Genomic DNA, 19,148 nt, shown 5'->3' on the forward strand with positions numbered 1-19,148 from the left:
AAATACTACGGTCGGCTTGTTGCGTTCAGTCAAAAGCAACCTATGAATGTCCCCTGATTTTGTAGACATAAATGACTGGCAGCTATGGGACGGATAGCGTCGGTCTAGTATCGACCGTTGCAGTGAATGGTCAGACTTCCGTCTGTTCCGCCATTTTGCTTTGTTGCTAAGCCTTCATCTGTCCTCTATAACTTCAGCACGTTTGGAGCCTCGCAACTTCATAGATTGGAGTAATGCTATGCCTATCGGCTATTACCTAGCGTGCCTAGAAACCCATCGTTATGTCTGGATTGGCACACTCAGCGACACAATATCCGCAGCTGGTGTCGACGCTGACCTCGTATCTAGCTTCTGCTTGGAGCACCGGGGCAAGGCGCTCATCGTGATCGGCGAAACGCATCAGGTCATCGAAGAAGGCCACGAATGGGCTCTCTAACTTGTGCAATGCGCAGATAGGGCAGATCTCATGTTTGTGACAGTCAAGGCGCGCGTGTATACAGATCGGCGTCCCCTGGGGGGCAACTATTGCGGGGGCACCTGGAGTGCAGCCGGTTGCAGTGCTCGCCCTTGCTGCGCAGCTGACCCCATCTGAGCACGAAGCCTTGCGGAAGGCCATATCGCCCGAATCCCTTGAAGAACGCAGCCTTCGGGAAGGCTGCCATGGAGAAATTGTCAATTATCAAGGCCGGACAATATTTGAAGTGGGCTTTGCCCGAGTGATTCGTAAAATACTGGGTGATTAAATTTTACTACAAACTAGCTCCAGCAGGGTATCAACTGCTAGGCGGGTTAAAAGAATAGCAAAGCCTTATATAAAGGAAACGGTAATGGCGCATCGTGACATAAAATATAAAAGAAAAAATCTAACCATACATAAATCAGTCACCACCCCACACTTCAACGAAAGTACCGTCCTGGTTACTAGTACTTGGGATTATGTAGATTTGTGGCTGAAGCGGGCTGGAAAAAAAGATGCTCGTTTTTTCTGGAGTCAGGCAAGAAGCTTCTATGATGCTACCAAAATATTACCTAAAACATCTGCCCCTCTCACTGCTTACTATTGCTTTTTGAATGCAACAAAAACCCTGTTGTTAGCAAAAGGTGTCCAGTTCAGCGATGAGCACGGCGTATCAGGCTACACAAAAAAAGGACATACATCCCTTAGTAATGAACAGGTAAAGTTCAAGTCTTCTGGCGTACTTCCGGCACTGTGCCGCCATCTCGGCGAGCCTGCTGAAGAAAGCTCATATGCTTTAAAGGATCTTCTATACAACCTACCAGGCATACACCGAGCATTTAATTTGACCTATAGCTCTGATCCAGAGCTTTTTATACCACTGACAGATCCAAAAATCGTTAAATCAGCAAAAACGAATGAAGCATGGTTTTGTGCAAAAGTCACAGGGCAATATGCTACAAGTCACACTACAAACAAGCTACCTGATAAATTCGAAAGAGATATCAGTGTCGAGGATGCCTTTCTAATTAGATCAACTAACAGGTTTAACTGGAAGCCGAATCAGACGCCGCAAAATCTGGCAAAATACAAGACCTACCATACAAAGCTCAGGAAAAATATCTATTATATAAACGGTGCGCAAAGGCTTTGGTACTTGAAGCGCGCAGGTAACATTCATGGCCTAATCCAAAGAAGCTCAATGACCATAGCATTTGCCGCGATGCATAAACTGTCAGAGATGGCCAGATACGAGCCCGATAAGCTCTCACGGCATTTCGACTGCCAACATAACTGGCTACTCTCAGAGTTCATATCCTCGGCATCGGCCCAATTCATAGATGAAATATCTTCTGAGCTTACAGGGCATGAATTCATGCTGCCGGGCCGAAACTAACTCAATTAAATTTGTCTCGTCCGCAAAACTGCTGCGGTTCTGAATCAGGGGTTGGGGTAATTCCTATCGTTCAGTTACGTTCTGAAACGCTCAATCGCAGGGAGATATCTGATGGAAGTCGCTTGGTTTCTGAAACAGCGCGTTAGCTTCATCCGGCACTTGTATCGCGATGCCACTGCCCCCTTTGTCGAGCGTATGCGTTTAATCGAATCGGGTGAGCCTCCGTTTGAGCCGCCATATAGCGAGGACGGCGAGCCACCGTACGAGATCGAGTGGAACGAGGCATCCGATGCCGTTCAAGTGCTCGGTCATTCGTGCCTGTCGATGCTGGCCGGCGCTCTTCACGTTTACCTCGAAACTTGGGAGCAGCAAGTCGGGATAAAAATCGACCCGGAGGAACGGAAGTCGTTGTTCCGCAAGGGGTGGTTGCACGGTTACAGGACAGTGTTCTCGAACTCCATCGGTGTGCAGTTCGACGACAGCGGTGAGAGTCTCGGCATGCTTGAGCAGCTCATATTGGCCAGGAACCGGGCGCAGCACCCAGGGAGTCTGACGCGTATCACTCCAACGCATGCGGCGAAGGATCTGAAGAAACACCCAAGCCCATTTTTCCTTGCTGACCATGAACGCTGTTTACTTGCTCACATAGAGACCAGTGGTTTGGATGTGGATTCAATGTGGATGATCGAGCCCACACTGCACGTCGACGCCGATAAACTCAATACAGTCCTCGCTGAGGTCGAGCACTTCGCTACGTGGTTCGATCAAGCGTGCTTCGATTGGATTTACGGTCCTAGGGGGTAGACGTCAACGATCAAGGGTAAAGGCAACTGAAGAAGTACCGGCATCACCGCCGCCGCTTAGGAGTTGCGATGCCTTACGATGTATTTCTACATCGTAAGGCTATGATGGTCGAATGCCGACAACGGTGAGCTCTACGGTCCCCTCTCAAAAACTATGTACCTTTAGGGTATAAGTCTTTCAGGGCGGGGCTTTTACAGGTCACTTACCTTTTTTGTGCTTATGTACGTCTAGATCGGGATGTTTCGGTTTGTTCTCGGGGGTAACACTACGACGCTGGTCTTTTTTGCCAGTCGAATCAGCTATCGGTTTTGGTCCAGGTTTGATACTCATATGGCTAGCTCCTTCAATTGATATGTACATGCCTTTGCAAACCATCACCGTGTAGCTACCCGCTCAGCACGGGCACATGATCACGGGTACACCTGACACTGTAGCTTGCATTTCCTTCTGCTAGTGAACTCCTTATCAGCCTTTATCCTTGTTTCCCGCTTCCCTGCGGGCATACCTGCCTAGCTACTTCCTGAGTAATCGCTATCCCGCACTCTGACTGGCCAAGTTTCGATTGGCCTCGTCCCACTCGGGGCTGGTTTGGCCGCTCTCTGGGATGGTCTGTCCGCTTGCGAGCCATAGCGCGTACTGCGGGGAAGGCAATCACGAGTAAGTCGATCTCCTCTGTACCTAAGCCCAAGGATCGCCGCCGGCTCTCTGATTTGGTGAAAATGTGACACGACCTGCATGGCGTGGCATTAGCTGAAGGTCATCGTCGATTTTCCATCCTCGACGTAGATTTGGGGACAAACAAGGTATTGATGCTGTCGGGCAGTAGCGGCCGCTTGATCATCTTGCCGGTCAGCACATGTGCCGCGACAATAAGAACTGATCCTTTATCTGCTCTACACTCAACAATATCCACACAACACGAGTCTTGAACAACTGCATGGCAGTCTTTTACAGTGTAGACATGGCTGCCGCACATTTGCTCACCAAAAAAGCAAGTCGGGGAGAAATAGATGACTATGCCTCACGAGCGTACACGGGCGGTGCTGCAGACTCGCGATTTTCTGATTAAGCTCTCACGCGACACGTCTATCTCTGAAAAGATACGGCACGATGCAAAATTTCTTCTAAGACACTTCCCCCTCAAAAGCGATCTTGAACAGGCTGGGCTCCTTGAAGAGCAGCCTGAACGTTTCGGCAATCTCATTGGCCCGATCTTTAGTTCCTCGACCGAAATCTGATCGGTCTCGGGTCGCAACTGAGCTGACACTGGTGTGCCATGGCCGCCTTCAATCCCATAGCCGTGGGTTCGGTGGCCCGATAGCTGGCTTTCGTGAAAGGCGGCCTTCGGCCGATTCTGTTGAAAAAGTAGCGCCCCTGTCTGGCCTGCGGCAAAATCCTCGCATCGGCCAGCAGGGAAGCAGGGAAGCAGGGAAGCACGCAGCATGATGGGACAGTTATCGAGTGGGCAGGAACGACTGTTTTACTCGTTCAACCTTGAAAATCACATCCCAGCCAATCACCTCTGCGCAGCATCGATCGGTGTCTCGATCTGAGCGACTTGCGCCATTACCTCGCCGATTTTTACAGCCCAATTGGGCGTCCTTCGATTGATCCTGAGCTGATGATCCGCATGCTAATCGTGGGCTATTGCTACGGCATTCGCTCCGAGCGGCAGCTGTGCGAAGAGACCCATTTGAACCTGGCATATCGCTAGTTCAGCCGGTTGAGCCTTGAAGATGAAGTTCCCAATCATTCGACCTTTTCCAAAAATCGACACGGCCGTTTTCGGGACAGCGATCTCTTTCGCTGGCTGTTCAATGAAGTGCTGCGCCGTTGCATGGACGCAGGCCTGGTCAAAGGTGAAGGCTTTGCCGTGGACGCCAGCATCATGAAGGTGGATGCCAACTGACAGCGCGGTGTACCGGGCGATGAATAGGTCAACTAGAGCGATCCGGCCCTGAGCACCCGCGCCGGGCGTGATTATCTTGAGGCGCTCGATGAAAAGGCTCTGGCCGAAACGCTACCGAAGCGCCTAGCGCTGACTGATCCTCAAGCCATCGCTTTCAAAGCAATAGCCTTAAACATCGGCCATGTGTTGTCGTTGTGGCGGCTGAGTTTGGAATAGTGGCGTTGCGAACGCGGCTAACTCTTGAAAAACCTTGGAGAGGCTCGAGCGCGCGTTGTGATACGAGGTACATCAACAGGCACAGGTGATGGAGTAGATTTGTGGGAATCCTCAGGATCCGTCCGCTTTGGACACCCGCATATAGCCGATCAACATCTCTTCACCTGACACATATACGTTCGATTATTTGACAGTTGGAGTTAGGAAGCTCCGCCGTCAAAAATTTAACCCGCTATTTAAATTAAGACATGCGCAGATTAATCAGGCTCATAATGTGACAAGTATTCCGGCGGAATCCGCTCGTTGGCAAACATGGCGCGCAAGTGCGCCAGGGGTTACCGTTGTCACTAATGCTGGTTGGCGACAATGGAATGCAGGTCGGCGCGGATCGGTGCAAGTTCATTCGCAGTGACGGTTCAGGAGCGGATAGTCGCAGTTTTTCTTGGTCGAAAAGCGCCTTGATGGCAGGTCAAGGCGTTTTTAATGCTGGCCGTTACAATTAAGGGAGGAAAGTCCACTTGGGCGAGCTTGCCTACCAGCGGATTAATTGATGCACCTGAGACCTTGTCTACCAGGGCCACATCAAGGATTGCCACCGTATTGCTCGCTGTTCAATGCCAGGTCAGCGGCCACCCCCATTGGGCAGGACATATACGTCAAGCTTGGCTCTCGAGGCCTGGACAACACTTTCGGTTTGCAGCAGATGGTCTTCGACGGCAGCACGTGCATGGTTGTCTACCTCATTTTAAGGTTGAAAGCCTAGGCCCTGCTGCCTCACTGAATGCAATCACGTGCTGACGCAATCATAAACATTACAAAATTGTAATCTACAAATCATCTCCACGTTATCTCCAGATTGCAACGATGAAACTCGGCGACGATACGGGAGCGAAACCTGCTTACCGTAAAAATAATTCCACCCTAAGAGTTTTCTAGTTCTGCCGAACCGAAGGAGTGATTGATGGCTAACAATACAAAATTTTCGATGGTTGCTTTGGCAAAGGTTGTCAGATCTCTCATTCAGGGATGGTCGACGCCATTCTTCGGCGCGGTGTTTACAACCACATCCGCCGCTGTATAGCCCGAAACCGTAAAAGCCTGCTGAAAGGTTAGAGAAAGGTTGAGCCGTTAGGGTCCATCCACGGACAGGTTCGACTGCCGTAACCATTAAAGAGTAGTGCCCTGAAAAACGCCTTGATGCGTTTTCGCCAATAAGAACAATAAACGGAGTGTTTCACGATGCTGTCCATGCAGTCTCAGGCTTGCCCGCCTGTTCGTTTTTCCCGCCTCAGCCAGACAGCCCTTGCCAGTGCGGCCGCCATCGCCGGTTTTTCGCCTTTGAGCCAGGCGGCCTTCGTCGATGACAGTACGGCAACCCTCGAAACCCGCAACATGTATTTCAACCGCGACTTTCGCGACGGTACCAGCGCCCAACAATCCAAGCGGGACGAATGGGCCCAGGGGTTCATGCTCAATCTGCAATCGGGTTACACAGACGGCACCGTGGGGTTCGGTGTCGATGCGCTGGGCATGCTGGGGGTCAAGCTAGATTCGAGTCCCGACCGCACCGGCACCGGCTTGCTGCCGACCCACGATGACGGTCGCGCGGCCGATGAGTACTCCAAGCTTGGCCTGACCGGCAAAGTGAAAATTTCCGCCACGGAAATTAAAATTGGCAGCCTGATTCCGGAACTGCCGATCCTCAAGCCCAACGACGGGCGCATTCTGCCGCAGACTTTTGAAGGTGGACTGCTGACCTCCAAAGAAATCAAGAGTCTGACCTTCACCGGCGGGCGTCTGGAGAAAGCCAAGGACCGCGACAGCACCGACTTTGAGGACATCGCTCTCAACAACAAGAACAGCCGTTTCGCAGGCACCGTGGCCGGCAAGCATTTCGACTTTGGCGGCGTGGACTACAAGTTCACCGACAAGATCACTGGTAGCTATCACTTTGCGCAACTCGATGAAGTCTATAACCAGCACTTCCTCGGTGTCGTCGCTTCGCAACCGTTCGGTCCGGGCACCATCGGCACCGACCTGCGAGTGGCCATCAGTGATGATCAAGGCGCGGCCCGAGGCGGCAAGATCGACAATAAATCCCTCAACGGTCTGGTGAGCTACGCCTTGAGCGGGCATAAATTTAGCGCCGGCTATCAGCACATGTCCGGCGACAGTGCATTCCCTTATGTCGATGGCAGTGACCCGTACCTGGTCAACTTCGTTCAGATCAACGACTTTGCCGAGGCCGAAGAACGCTCCTGGCAGGCACGTTATGACTTTGACTTCGCCAAGCTCGGTATTACCGGACTGAGCTTCATGAGCCGTTACCTGAGTGGTGACAACATCAAACTCAAGAACGGCGACTCCGGCAAAGAGTGGGAGCGTAACACCGAGATCAAATACGTCGTACAAAGTGGCGCCTTGAAGGACGTCGCCGTACGCCTGCGCAATGCCACCTACCGTTCCAATTACTCCGCCCGCGATGCCGATGAAGTGCGTCTGCTGGTGAGCTATAGCGTTGCCCTTTGGTAATTCGATACATCCATAACAACAAATCCCAACCGGAGCTGGACACCTAGGTCAAGAAGCAGGTTGCGGACTACAAAGTGCTGACCAAAGAGTTCGGCCTGATTCAGTGATCGCCTCTGTCTATGGGCTGCGGCACTGTTTCCTAGGGCCGTGGCACAGGAGTCCCCGAGGATGGGGCCTAACAACCCCCCCTTACCTAAACCGGGTAGGGGCTTAATGAGATGGTCAGCCTGACCGAGAAGCCCTGCAGGTTTACGCTTGCAGGGCTTTTCTCGTTTTCGGCGGAGGATCTCTCATGAACACGATGACGCTTCTCGGTATCGACATTGGCAAACACAGTTTCCACCTGCATGGCCAGGATGCCAAAGGTCATCAGGTATTACGCAAGAAAATCAGCCGCAGCCAATTGCTCAGCACATTGGCTCAGCACCGGCCTGCACGGTGGTGAATGGAGTCATGCGGCTGCGCCCATTAGTTGGCCCGACAAATGGGTGCATTGGGCCACGAGGCGAAGCTGATCGCCCCGCAATTCGTAAGTTTATCGAGGCTCACAATGACCTTTTCGGCCACTTAACCATTTAGGCCACTAGGGAGGGGAAAGCCAAAAAACGCCGTCAGAAGGCGGATTTTCTTGCAGGATATAGTTTGAAGGCCATGGCCTGCGGCCTCACTGCTTGCAGTCACGTGCTGACATAATCATAAATATTACAAAATTGTAATTTTTCAATCATCTCCACGTTATCTCCAGATTGCGAGGATGAAACTCGGCGACGATACGGGAGCAAAATCTGCTTACCGTAAACAATAATTCCAGCCGAAGAACTTTCTAGTTCTGCCGAACCTAAGGAGTGATTGATGGTTAACAATACAAAATTTTCGATGGCCGCGTTAGCAATGGTTGTCAGTGCTGGGCCTACCCTGGTGTTTGCGGAAGAAAAGGCCGGCGGGTTTATAGAAGATAGCAGCCTTACAGTTCTTAACCGAAATTTCTACTTCAATCGTGATAACCGCAACGGTCAGTCAAGCGCGACAGGCAACGGCTATTCCGAAGCATGGGCACACGCCATCATTAGTAAGTTTGAATCGGGTTTTACTCAAGGTACTGTGGGTGTAGGTGTCGACGCGTTCGCTATGATCGGGTTGAAACTCGACACGGGCGACGGCCGTAATGGGGGTCAGAGTTCGTTCGACGTACTTCCCGTCAATAGCCAAGGAGAGGCAAGTGACGACTACAGCAAAGTTGGCGGTGCAGCAAAAGTTCGTGCTTTTGACACGGTAGTAAAAGTGGGTGATGTATTTCCCTCCAACCCTGTTGTTGCAGCAGGTGATTCGAGACTTTTGCCAGAAAGCTTCACCGGTGTGACGGCAACGAACACCAGTATTGACGGTTTGACTGTTCAAGGTGGTCGTCTTCACGCTATGAGCCAGCCTACCTCCAGCAATATGCGTGACAACTTCGCGACCTTCTATGCAGGGCCCGTTAACTCACCTTGGGTCGCCTATTTCGGTGGCGACTACAATGTGAACAAAAATGTCATCGTTAGTCTTTACTCCAGCCGTCTCAAAGACGCCTGGAATCAATACTATGCCGGCACAGGGTTGAGCTACGCACTGACGGATGAGCTTGCCGTATTTGGCGGAGTGAATTACTACAAGGCTGTCGATGAAGGTAAAAAACTGCTGGGCGAGTTTGACAACGACATTTGGAGCGGCAAAGTTGGTTTGAAGTATGGTGCACACTCGCTTGCACTTTCTCACCAGCGAAATAATGGTGACGACGACTTCGACTATCTGCGCCAGTCGGATTCTATCTTTCTCGATAACTCAATCCAGTACAGCGACTTCAACTCGCCTAAAGAACGTTCATGGATGGTTCGTTATGACCTCGACATGAGCACGTATGGCGTGCCTGGGTTGTCGTTTATGACACGTTACGCTCGTGGCACTGATGCTGACTACTCCAACGCCAACGCGACGTACATGCGGCGTGACGCAGATGGGAACCCGTTGACTGACCAGAAACGTTGGGAGCGCGACATCGAAGTAAAATACGTCGTTCAGACAGGTTCCTTGAAAGACATGTCTTTCCGCCTGCGCCAGGCTAACACTCGCGCAACCGCATTTGAGTCGGACCTGGATGAAGTTCGTGTAATTGTTGAGTATCCACTAGCTATTCTGTAACACCTGAGCGGGATGATTCGCCTAGACGAACATCCCGTTTTCACTGGAAAAATTTCAAAAATGTCATTTTTCAATCATCTCCCTGTTAGCTTGAGTTCTTTATAGTTAGCGGGAGTTGATGGCAAACTAGCTAGCGCATCTGGATAGTTTGCTATAGGTGAGTAGCTAGCCTGTGAAAATCTGAAACTCATTGCTGTTCAGTTGAAGTACACATTCACCTTTAGAAGCTCCTTTTGACGAGGTGAATTTTATGACGTCCCCAGGGACGTCATTTTTATGCCCATCAAAAACCTAGCATAAAAAAAACGCCCGACATCTCTAAATGTTGCGGGCAAGTCGAGCGTTATGAATTCTTTTGACAGGAGTGCAGCTTCTAGCCGCCCCGTTTCCGACACTCTCCGACCACGGTATATCTAATCGTATTTAGCTGCCCTTCTGAATCTTCATATGTCATTGCGGCGGGCACCACTGCGCAGACTTTCGCTGGTCGCACCACACTAATTACTTTTACAACATCCACCTTCATTCCGTACTCGTATTGCTTCGCTACAGGGGCGCCCTTTCCCTGACTAATCGCATACTGTTCCATGGCTTTAGCATTAGCAGCCATCATTTTTTCGAAAGCCTTATCGCCGCCACCTTCAGCTAGTACATTTGCGGAGATCGCCACAGCTCCAGCGAAAGCGATGATGTTCATAAAATTCATATCTTGTACCTCATATAATCACTATTACAAGAATATCAATTCAAACATTGCAACGGCGTGGCATTAGGATTACGGATGCGTAATGAAACTATCAAAAAAACCCGCCACCGGAAACCGGGACGGGCACTTTGCATCTAGCACTACTATATTTCTTTATTGGTCTCATCTTTAGTATCACTTGACACCACCGGGGCATTCTTCCCTTCTCTGGCTGCGTACTTCTCCATGGCCTGGTCTTTCGCTTGCATCGCTTTAGCAAACGTCCGGTCTCCGCCACCTTCAGCCAAGGCAGCGGAAGAGAGTACCAAAGCTCCTACAAGAGCGTAAATCTGAGTAATTTTCATGGTGACACCTCATATATTTATATCCTATTAGGGTATCAATCCGAACCTATCATCACGGTGGCACTAAGATTACATATTCGTAATTATTGCTGGCAAAAAAAGCCCGCTACTGGATCACATTAGCGGGCTTTTTAAAGGAAGCTATACTGTTGCTGTTTTGTCTTCCTCTGCTTCATCCTCGTCCCGACGGTGCGCCCAGTGATATAACGCAGGCAGTATTAACAAGGTCAAGGCAGTTGAAGACAGGATGCCGCCGATCACCACAGTAGCCAATGGTCGTTGGACTTCAGCCCCGGTTCCGGTGGCCAAAGCCATAGGAATAAAGCCAAGAGAAGCCACCAGTGCTGTCATCAGCACTGGGCGTAGGCGTGTGAGGGCCCCCTCATTGATCGCAGAGCTCAACGAATGCCCCTCCTCTCGCAGATTGCGGATGAAAGCAATCATCACCAGACCGTTCAGCACCGCCACTCCCGACAACGCAATGAAACCAACACCCGCCGAGATCGACAGCGGAATATCACGTAGCCACAAAGCCATGATTCCACCTGTCAACGCGAATGGAATCCCGGTGAACACCAACAGGCCGTCCTTGAGATTGTTGAACATCATGAACAGTAGGGCGAATACCAGGAGCAGGGCCACCGGGACTACGATCTGCAGGCGTTTGGCCGCTGATTGGAGTTGCTCGAACTGCCCACCCCAGTTGATCCAATAACCGGCCGGGATCTGCACCTCTTGATCAATGGCGCTGCTGGCTTCCTGAACAAACGAGCCGATATCTCGTCCACGCACGTTGGCGCTGACGATCACCAGACGCTTTCCGTTCTCACGACTGACCTGGTTCGGCCCAAGCACCAGATCAAGGGTCGCCACTTCTGAAAGGGCAATGAAACCAATCTGATCGGCATTGCCATTGAGCAGCGCCGGCACTGGAATCAGCAGCGTGGACAATCCCTCAACGTCCTTGCGCATGGCGTCGGATAAACGCACCACCATATCGAAGCGGCGGTCTCCCTCATACATCGTACCGGCCTGGCGGCCACCGACCGCCACCGCAATGGTGTCTTGTACGTCGCCAACATTCAGACCGTAACGTGCGACTTTGTCACGGTTGATGTTGATGGTCAGCACCGGCAGCCCCGTCGTCTGCTCGACTTTGACCTCGGAGGCGCCATCGACCTTCTGCATGGACGCGGCAATTTTCGCAGCGGTGCTGTTAAGCACCGCCATATCATCACCAAAAACCTTGACCGCCACATCACTGCGCACGCCTGAAATCAACTCGTTAAAACGTAGTTGAATAGGCTGCGAAAGCTCATAGTTGCTACCGGGCATAGCGGCCGCAGCTTTCTGGATCTCGGCTATCAACGCTTCCCGGGATTTATCCGGATCAGGCCATTGATCCTTCGGCTTGAGCATCACATAACTATCAGAGATGTTCGGTGGCATTGGATCGGAGGCAATTTCTGCGGTACCGGTACGAGCAAACATCCGCTCGACTTCAGGCACTTTTTCCAGCACAAGTTTTTCCAGGCGCTGCTGCATTTCCACCGATTGCGTCAGGCTGGTACCCGGTACTCGCAATGCTTGCAGGGCAAAATCCCCTTCGCTGAGACTCGGCACAAACTCACTGCCCATTCGACTAGCGAGTACGCCGCACACCGCGATGATGCCGAGTGCCATGGCGAATGCCAGCGATCGATGGCCCATGACCCAATCAAGCGCGGGTGCATACACCCGACGCGCCCCACGCATAATTACGTTCTCCTCTTCCTTGACCTTGCCAGTCACAAACATGGCAATTGCCGCAGGAACAAAGGTGACGGACAGCAGCATGGCGCCGAGCAAGGCAATCACGACGGTAAACGCCATAGGGTGGAACATTTTCCCTTCAACGCCGGTCAGGGCGAAAATTGGCAGGTAAACGACCATGATGATCAATTGGCCAAAAATCAGCGGTCGACGGGCTTCCTTGGCTGCTGCAAACACTTCATGAAAGCGTTCTGAGCGCGTGAGGATGCGTCCGTGGTGCTGCTGAGAATGAGCAAGACGCCTGATGGCGTTCTCGACAATCACCACCGCACCGTCGACGATGATGCCGAAGTCCAGTGCGCCAAGACTCATCAGATTGGCGCTGACTTTGTTGGTGAACATGCCGGTGAAGGTGAACAGCATGGCCAACGGAATGACCATCGCCGTAATCAGCGCAGCACGGATGTTGCCCAGGAACAGAAACAGAATCGCGATCACCAGGATCGCACCCTCAATCAGGTTCTTCTTGACCGTGGCAATCGCCTTGTCTACGAGGTTGGTACGGTCATAGACGGTGACCGCCACCACCCCTTTGGGCAGTGAACGATTGATTTGTTCCAGCTTGACGGCAACGGCCTGAGACACGGTACGGCTGTTCTCGCCGATCAGCATGAACACTGTGCCGAGTACGACTTCACGACCGTTTTCGGTAGCCGCGCCAGTGCGCATTTCACGGCCGATATCCACGGTCGCCACATTCTTTATGCGGATAGGAGTGCCATCGACGTTGGCCATCACAATATTGGCGATGTCGTCGGTGGTCGCCACTTGGCCGGGGGCACGGATCAGTAGTTGTTCGCCACTGCGCTCAATGTAGCCTGCGCCGACGTTGGCGTTGTTGCGTTCCAACGCTGTCACGAGGTCGGTCAGAGTAAGCTTGTAAGCCGCCAAGCGTTTTGGATCGGGAGCAATCTGGTACTCCTTGGCGAACCCGCCAATGGTGTTGATTTCGGCGACCCCAGGAACGTTGCGTAGCTGAGGTTTGATAATCCAGTCCTGGATCACCCTCAGGTCGGTCGGCGTATAGGGGCTGCCGTCCTCCTTGACGGCACCTTCCTCAGCCTCGACCGTCCACAGGTAAATCTCACCCAGGCCGGTAGAGATCGGCCCCATGACGGCTTCCACGCCCTCGGGCAGTTGTTCCTTGGCCACCTGCAATCGCTCATTGACCAATTGTCGGGCGAAAAACAGGTCAGTGCCTTCCTTGAAGATCACCGTGACTTGCGACAGGCCCGAGCGTGAGAGCGAACGCGTCTGCTCAAGAGCTGGCAGGCCTGCCATGGCGGTTTCGATGGGGAAAGTGATGCGCTGCTCGGTCTCCAGCGGCGAGAAACCTGCGGCACCGGTGTTGATTTGCACCTGAACGTTGGTGATGTCGGGTACGGCGTCGATCGGCAGTTGTTGGTAGCTGGCTATACCGAGCCGGCCATAAGGAGAACCGCGAGCAGCACGATGATGCGCTGCTCGATGGCAAATTGGATCAGGCGTTCGAACATGAGAACCTTCTCGTGGAAGTGGCGGATCAGTGGGCGTGTTCAGCCGAGGCTTTACCCAGTTCTGATTTCAGAATGAAGCTGCCGGCAGCAGCGACTTGAACACCGGGCTCCAGACCCTCTGTGATCTCGACCAAACCCGCCGCACGGCTACCTATTTCCACCGGTTGTGCCTTAAACCCGTCATCAGTTCGAACGAAAACGGTTGGCTTATCTTCAACCGTCTGAATCGCCGCTTCTGACACGGCGACTTTCGTCTGTCGAGTATCCGTGGCAACTAGCACGGTCACGAACAGCCCAGGGCGCCAGGCGCCTTGCGGGTTGGCCAGGGTCACACGGACCGTGGCGGTACGGGTCTGCTCGCCCAACAAGTTCCCAACATAGGCCACGGTGCCTGTGACTTCGGCGTTCAACTCCGGGGCACTGACCGTGACGGCCTTGCCCACCAGCACCTTGTTCAAATCCTTGGGAGAAACGCCGAAAGTTACCCAAACACGCGACAAGTCCGAGAGGGTGAAGGCATTGGTGGTTTCGCTGACTACCTCACCGAGACCCAAGTGTTTTTCGACCACGACGCCGTCGAACGGCGCACGTAACTCATATCGATTACCGCCGCTGGCCACCGAGCTACCACTGAGTACGCTGATTTTTTGACGGGCATTGATGAGGGCGATTTCAGCTTCTTGCAGCGCCTGTCGGGCCTGAAGAAAATCCTGCTCGGCGGAGATTTTGTCCTGCCATAACTGGCGCTCACGCTCGTAGGTGGTGCGCGCCAACTCCAGACGACGTTGCGCTGCGGCTTGCTCACTACGCTGATCAGAAATTTGTTGGCTGGCGATCACGGCCAATAGCTGACCTTTTTTCACCGGTTGGCCAAGATTGACATGTACTGACTCGACGACACCGGGCACCCGTGGCACCACATGCGCAGTGCGATCTTCATCGAAACGGATTTCTCCAGGAAAGGGTAATGAAAGGCTAATGCTCTGTGCCTTAGCTTCGACCAACTGGATGCCGGCCGAACTGATCTGCTCGTCGCTCAGTATCAGATGACCTTCTTCTGTCTCGCCTTCGGCATGTTCGCCTTCAGCTGACTCCTTTGCGGCACCCTCGTTGCCGTGCGCGTCATGATCGTCGTGGCCCTGTTCTTCTTGTGCCTGAGCCTCAGTGGACGGTGCTGACGTGCTACCCATCCAGAACGAACCGATTCCCATGCCTACCGTCAGGGTCAGTGCGGTGACGAGGATTTGTTTTTTATCCATGGAGACTCCCTGCGCAGCTCAGTGGGCAGTCACGTATTACCGTGGTACTGCGTGGTTGAGCAGCGAGAAAAAGTGTTAAATGAAATTCAAGGGGTACGAGTGAGCTGATCAACATCACCGAAAATTCGCTCGATTCGCACCCAGGCGTCTGTCGCCTCTGCAATGGCCTGAATGTATTGGGTGCGTGCGCTGATTAAAGTGCGCTGGGCATCGAGCACGTCCAGGAAATTGAATTTGCCCATTTCGAAACCTCGGGTGGCGGTGTCGACGGCACTTTGCGCAGCAGGCAGGATAGTTTGATTGAACGAGGTAACTTCAGTGTTCGCCGTCATCCACTGATCCAGAGTGGTTTGGATTTCTGTGCGCAGGCGCAACTCACTGGCATTGCGCAGATCACGGGCCTGATCAGTTCGGCGGGCGGCTGCAAGTACATTGCCCTGGTTACGATTGAACAACGGAATGGGCATCGACAGCCCCACGACATTCACCCGCTCGCGCTCCCTTTCATCGTATTGGCTGCCGACACTCACGGTGAGGTCCGGAATACGCTGAGCTTTCTCCAGGCCAAGAGAGGCTTCACGCTGATCGATTTGCAGCTTTGCCAACCGTAGTTCTGCGGTTTCACCAATGCGATTTAGCAGCAGTGAAGGGTCCGGCACCGTTGGCATCGACCGGCCTGAATCACCCACAGACGCAAATGCAGGCAAAGGTGCCCCCATGACCTGAGCGAGTTGTTGATAGGCATTTGCCTCGTCTCGCTCAGCTCGTCTCAGCTCGAGGCGCACTTGCGATATCTGAACCTGTGCTCGCGTACCTTCCACGGGAGATGACTTACCGCTATCGATACGCCCCCGAGCGACACGTAATCCTCGTTCGGCGAGCTCAAGGGATTGACGTGCCAAGAGCAACCTTTGCTGTGCGGTCGTTGAGTTGAAGAACGCCTGGATGACATCGGCACGCAAAACATTACGTTTGCGCTCCAGTTCAATTCCAGCCGCATCCTGGGCTCGGCTGGCAACGTCTATCCTGGCCCCGCGCTTGCCACCAAGCTCGATCGGCTGGTTGATCATCACCGTCGTAGTGCGTGAACTTCGTCGAGTATCTTCAGCCTCCCAGGACAGCTCAGGGTTAGGAATCAAGCCCGCTTGTTGTCGATCTCCTTGAGCGATACCAATTTCCCACTGTGCTGCCGCCAAGTCGGGATTGTTCGCAAAGGCCGTTTCCAGTGCTTGATCTATGGTTAGCGTCTGCGAAGACGAAACTGCGGCAAAACAGGTGCCAGCCAGTGAGAACACACCACTTAAGCCTACTACCAGTAAGGCCTTTTTTATGCTCATGGGTGCAGTTAACTTTCTATGCCGACGCAATTTCAAAATTCCTTTAACGCTAATATTCTCTATACATAAATGTAAAGTTTTCAACTTATCAGCAAGGTGACTGAAAAATTACAAATACGTTATCCGACGATCCGTCTGTGTTTTTTGCACTAACATAGGGAAATCAAAAATAGACGCATAAGGTCGGCAATATGACGAAACAAATCCAGAGCCGATATCTGCTGAGTAGCACTTGTCGGAGCTCAATAATTATGTGCGTCCATCGTTGTGGCTAAATTCAAGAGCTCTTTGTGCGACACATCGTCGCAAGATGCTGCTTTGATGGCTCAAGAGCGGGGCTTTTGCTTGACCCTATAGCAGCTACAGGCTTTAGAGTGATGATCAATAGCTAGCAGCTGCACAGTGAGGCCAGCAACAATTGAAGAGTGAAAAATTCGTTTTGTTTTTGTCAGAAGCCAATAAAAATAATACTTATTTTTCTGTATCAACTAATTATCTTTTTCTTATTAAAAATGGTGATATATCATGCGAATCCTTGTAGTTGAGGACGAGCTTAAAACTGCTGAATACTTGCATCAGGGGCTGACTGAAAGTGGCTATGTTGTTGACCGCGCAATTACTGGCTCGGATGGACTTCATCTGGCGCGTCAACATGTCTATGACTTGGTGATACTTGACGTTAATCTTCCAGAACTTGATGGTTGGGGTGTTCTTGAACGTCTGCGCCAAAGCAGTAATGCCCGGGTCATGATGTTGACGGCCCGAGGGCGCTTGGCGGACAAGATCCGCGGACTGGATTTAGGCGCCGATGACTATCTGGTAAAACCGTTTGAGTTTCCTGAGCTACTGGCACGGGTACGTACCCTGATGCGTCGCAGTGAGCACATTCCCGTCCAGCAGGTACTCAAGGTAGCCGATCTGGAGCTCGACCAAGGACGCCACCGTGCTTTTCGTGGTGATCAGCGCATAGATCTGACGACCAAGGAGTTTGCGCTTCTACACCTGCTGATGCGTCACACTGGCGAAGTGCTCTCCCGCACCCAAATCATTTCATTGGTCTGGGACATGAACTTTGACTGCGACACTAACGTTGTCGAGGTCTCAATTCGTAGATTGAGAGCCAAAATCGACGACCCCTTCGATAACAAATTGATCCACACCCTTCGCGGTGTTGGTTACGTATTGGAGGCACGCGAATGAAGCCGGCCAGCCTGTCAATGCGACTAGGTTTGACGGTGAGTATTCTGGGGGCGTTATTGGTAGTACTTTTGGCTATCTTGGCTTTTTTCGCGTTAACGCATGAGTTGGACAAGCTGGCGAAAAGCAGCCTGGGCCAGAAAATGCAGCAAATTGAACACAGCCTCTCACTTTACGAGGACACAGCCGACGTAAACTCAAACCCACACTCGCTGCTGGATCAAGTCATGGGGCATGACAATCTGAATCTGGCCATCTATGACCTGAAAAACCTCAGGACGCCCTTACTGAGATTCGGGGCTGGTTTGTTGGACCCGCGCTTTGAGTTGAAGGCTGCGAATGCTGCCTCCGACAAGATTTTATATTCCGCCACTTCCGATGGTGAGGGTCGACACTTCCTTACCGCGTCCAAGCTCATCCGATTAAAGAACGGTATGAGCGTTCCTATATTGCTGTCGATGGATTGCGCAAACGACGAAGCGCTGCTCAGCGCGTATCTTCGGTCGACGATTATTGCTCTACCACTTTTGCTGATACTCATCGGAATAAGTGCATGGGCCGTGGTGCAGCGAGGACTTTCTCCACTGAGAGAGTTCCGGAAGATCGCCGCCATGATCTCGGCTCAAGACCTCAGTCATCGACTCTCCGTGGTCAAAATGCCTCAGGAGCTCAGCGAGTTGGCTCATGGCATCAACTTTATGCTGCACCGACTCGACAGCGGTATTCAGCAGCTGTCGCAATTCTCCGATGACTTGGCTCACGAACTGCGATCCCCCATCACCAATTTGATGGGCAAGGCCCAGGTGACCCTTTCCCGAGAGCGACCGGCAGAAGAGTACAAAGCGGTGCTGGAGTCATGCACCGAAGAGTTGGGCCGTGTCACTCGAATTGTCTCGGATATGCTCTTCCTTGCTCAGGTCAGTCACCCAGCGGCGCTCGTCCCGTTTGAGACAATAACTTTAGAAGATGAAGCATTGAAGGTCATCGACCTGTTTTCACTGTCTGCGGAAGAGAAGCGGGTCAACCTGAGCGTCACCGGAAACGGCAAGACAATTGGCGACAGGTTGATGATTCAACGAGCAATATCAAACCTGTTGTCCAACGCGATACGCCACTGTCCAGCAGGACAATCCATTTCAATTGTTATCGAAAACCATGCCGAACAAGTCTCGCTCCTTGTAGGCAACCCAGGCCCTGGGATCGAGTCTCAGCATTTCGCGCACTTGTTCGACCGCTTTTATCGAGTTGATAACAGTCGCGCGCGCGCGGAAGGCGGTACCGGTCTTGGATTGGCTATTGTTCGATCGATCATGAGCCTCCATCAGGGAACGGCGGAGGTTCAAAGTGTGCCTGGCAGTATCACCGTTTTCAGACTGAGTTTTCCAAAACTCGACGGACAGACCACCTGGCAGCAGGCAAGAAAGGCTCAGGGGTAAATTTCTACATCAACCTTGCATAACCCGCACTCAATATCCTCCTGTACTGCTGGAAATGCTCCGGTGGTT

At 52.2% G+C, this 19,148-nt stretch carries 14 protein-coding genes and 3 pseudogenes; 11 read left to right on the forward strand and 6 right to left on the reverse strand.

Features of this window, described 5'->3' with window-relative positions; all coding sequences use genetic code 11:
* The first annotated feature begins 238 nt into the window (after window positions 1-238).
* The 4 genes from BZ163_RS33775 (at window position 239) to BZ163_RS33790 (ending at window position 2,657) form a co-directional block, all read left to right on the forward strand.
* The gene (locus BZ163_RS33775) at window positions 239-436 is read left to right on the forward strand and encodes a hypothetical protein (RefSeq protein WP_128874572.1); all 198 of its coding nucleotides are present in this window, start codon (window positions 239-241) and stop codon (window positions 434-436) included.
* 121 nt (window positions 437-557) lie between these two features.
* Entirely contained in the window at window positions 558-743 is a 186-nt protein-coding gene (gene gmtX, locus BZ163_RS36220; protein WP_256579198.1) for a gamma-mobile-trio protein GmtX, read from the forward strand.
* 84 nt (window positions 744-827) lie between these two features.
* Window positions 828-1,853, forward strand: coding sequence for a YaaC family protein (locus tag BZ163_RS33785; RefSeq protein WP_128874573.1), 1,026 nt, complete (start codon window positions 828-830; stop codon window positions 1,851-1,853).
* Between the two features lie 111 nt (window positions 1,854-1,964).
* A complete protein-coding gene (locus BZ163_RS33790) occupies window positions 1,965-2,657 on the forward strand; it encodes a hypothetical protein (protein WP_128874574.1) in 693 nt (230 codons plus the stop codon).
* Window positions 2,658-2,855: 198 nt separating this feature from the next.
* On the opposite strand, the gene BZ163_RS36225 is transcribed toward BZ163_RS33790, so the two are convergent.
* On the reverse strand, window positions 2,856-2,987 hold the full coding sequence (locus tag BZ163_RS36225; RefSeq protein ID WP_256579194.1) for a hypothetical protein: 132 nt from the start codon (window positions 2,985-2,987) through the stop codon (window positions 2,856-2,858).
* 680 nt (window positions 2,988-3,667) lie between these two features.
* On the opposite strand from BZ163_RS36225, the gene BZ163_RS33795 reads away from it, so the two are divergent.
* The 5 genes and pseudogenes from BZ163_RS33795 to BZ163_RS33820 all read left to right on the forward strand — a co-directional run bounded on the left by BZ163_RS33795 (window position 3,668) and on the right by BZ163_RS33820 (window position 9,492).
* Entirely contained in the window at window positions 3,668-3,895 is a 228-nt protein-coding gene (locus tag BZ163_RS33795; RefSeq protein WP_128874575.1) for a BPSL0761 family protein, read from the forward strand.
* A gap of 204 nt (window positions 3,896-4,099) precedes the next feature.
* Window positions 4,100-4,713: pseudogene (locus BZ163_RS33805) on the forward strand (transposase); the annotation flags it as partial.
* A gap of 1,308 nt (window positions 4,714-6,021) precedes the next feature.
* Window positions 6,022-7,314 (forward strand): OprD family porin, encoded by a 1,293-nt coding sequence (locus BZ163_RS33810; protein ID WP_128874577.1) that lies wholly within the window; start codon window positions 6,022-6,024, stop codon window positions 7,312-7,314.
* 292 nt (window positions 7,315-7,606) lie between these two features.
* A pseudogene (locus tag BZ163_RS36650) lies at window positions 7,607-7,846 on the forward strand (IS110 family transposase); the annotation flags it as partial.
* 320 nt (window positions 7,847-8,166) lie between these two features.
* Window positions 8,167-9,492, forward strand: a complete 1,326-nt coding sequence (locus BZ163_RS33820; RefSeq protein WP_128874578.1) for an OprD family porin — start codon at window positions 8,167-8,169, stop codon at window positions 9,490-9,492.
* A gap of 373 nt (window positions 9,493-9,865) precedes the next feature.
* Here the strand turns inward: BZ163_RS33820 and BZ163_RS33825 are convergent, their stop codons facing one another.
* The 5 genes and pseudogenes from BZ163_RS33825 to BZ163_RS33845 form a co-directional block, all read right to left on the reverse strand.
* Window positions 9,866-10,198 carry a DUF2790 domain-containing protein gene (locus BZ163_RS33825; protein ID WP_128874579.1) on the reverse strand — a complete coding sequence of 111 codons (333 nt, stop codon included), beginning with the start codon at window positions 10,196-10,198 and terminating at the stop codon, window positions 9,866-9,868.
* Window positions 10,199-10,341: 143 nt separating this feature from the next.
* Window positions 10,342-10,542, reverse strand: coding sequence for a co-regulatory protein PtrA N-terminal domain-containing protein (locus tag BZ163_RS33830; protein ID WP_128874580.1), 201 nt, complete (start codon window positions 10,540-10,542; stop codon window positions 10,342-10,344).
* Between the two features lie 141 nt (window positions 10,543-10,683).
* Window positions 10,684-13,850, reverse strand: a pseudogene (locus tag BZ163_RS33835) (CusA/CzcA family heavy metal efflux RND transporter).
* A 26-nt stretch (window positions 13,851-13,876) separates the two neighbouring features.
* Entirely contained in the window at window positions 13,877-15,109 is a 1,233-nt protein-coding gene (locus BZ163_RS33840) for an efflux RND transporter periplasmic adaptor subunit (RefSeq protein ID WP_128874581.1), read from the reverse strand.
* 86 nt (window positions 15,110-15,195) lie between these two features.
* Window positions 15,196-16,446, reverse strand: coding sequence for a TolC family protein (locus BZ163_RS33845; RefSeq protein ID WP_143511045.1), 1,251 nt, complete (start codon window positions 16,444-16,446; stop codon window positions 15,196-15,198).
* A gap of 525 nt (window positions 16,447-16,971) precedes the next feature.
* On the opposite strand from BZ163_RS33845, the gene BZ163_RS33850 reads away from it, so the two are divergent.
* Together BZ163_RS33850 and BZ163_RS33855 are read left to right on the forward strand one after the other, a co-directional pair.
* Entirely contained in the window at window positions 16,972-17,646 is a 675-nt protein-coding gene (locus tag BZ163_RS33850; RefSeq protein WP_128874582.1) for a heavy metal response regulator transcription factor, read from the forward strand.
* The gene (locus BZ163_RS33855; protein ID WP_128874583.1) at window positions 17,643-19,079 is read left to right on the forward strand and encodes a heavy metal sensor histidine kinase; all 1,437 of its coding nucleotides are present in this window, start codon (window positions 17,643-17,645) and stop codon (window positions 19,077-19,079) included. Before BZ163_RS33850 ends, BZ163_RS33855 begins: the two co-directional genes overlap by 4 nt.
* Window positions 19,080-19,148: the final 69 nt, after the last annotated feature.

Origin of the sequence: Pseudomonas sp. VI4.1, from assembly GCF_002029345.1 — a bacterium.
Taxonomy (GTDB): Bacteria; Pseudomonadota; Gammaproteobacteria; order Pseudomonadales; family Pseudomonadaceae; genus Aquipseudomonas.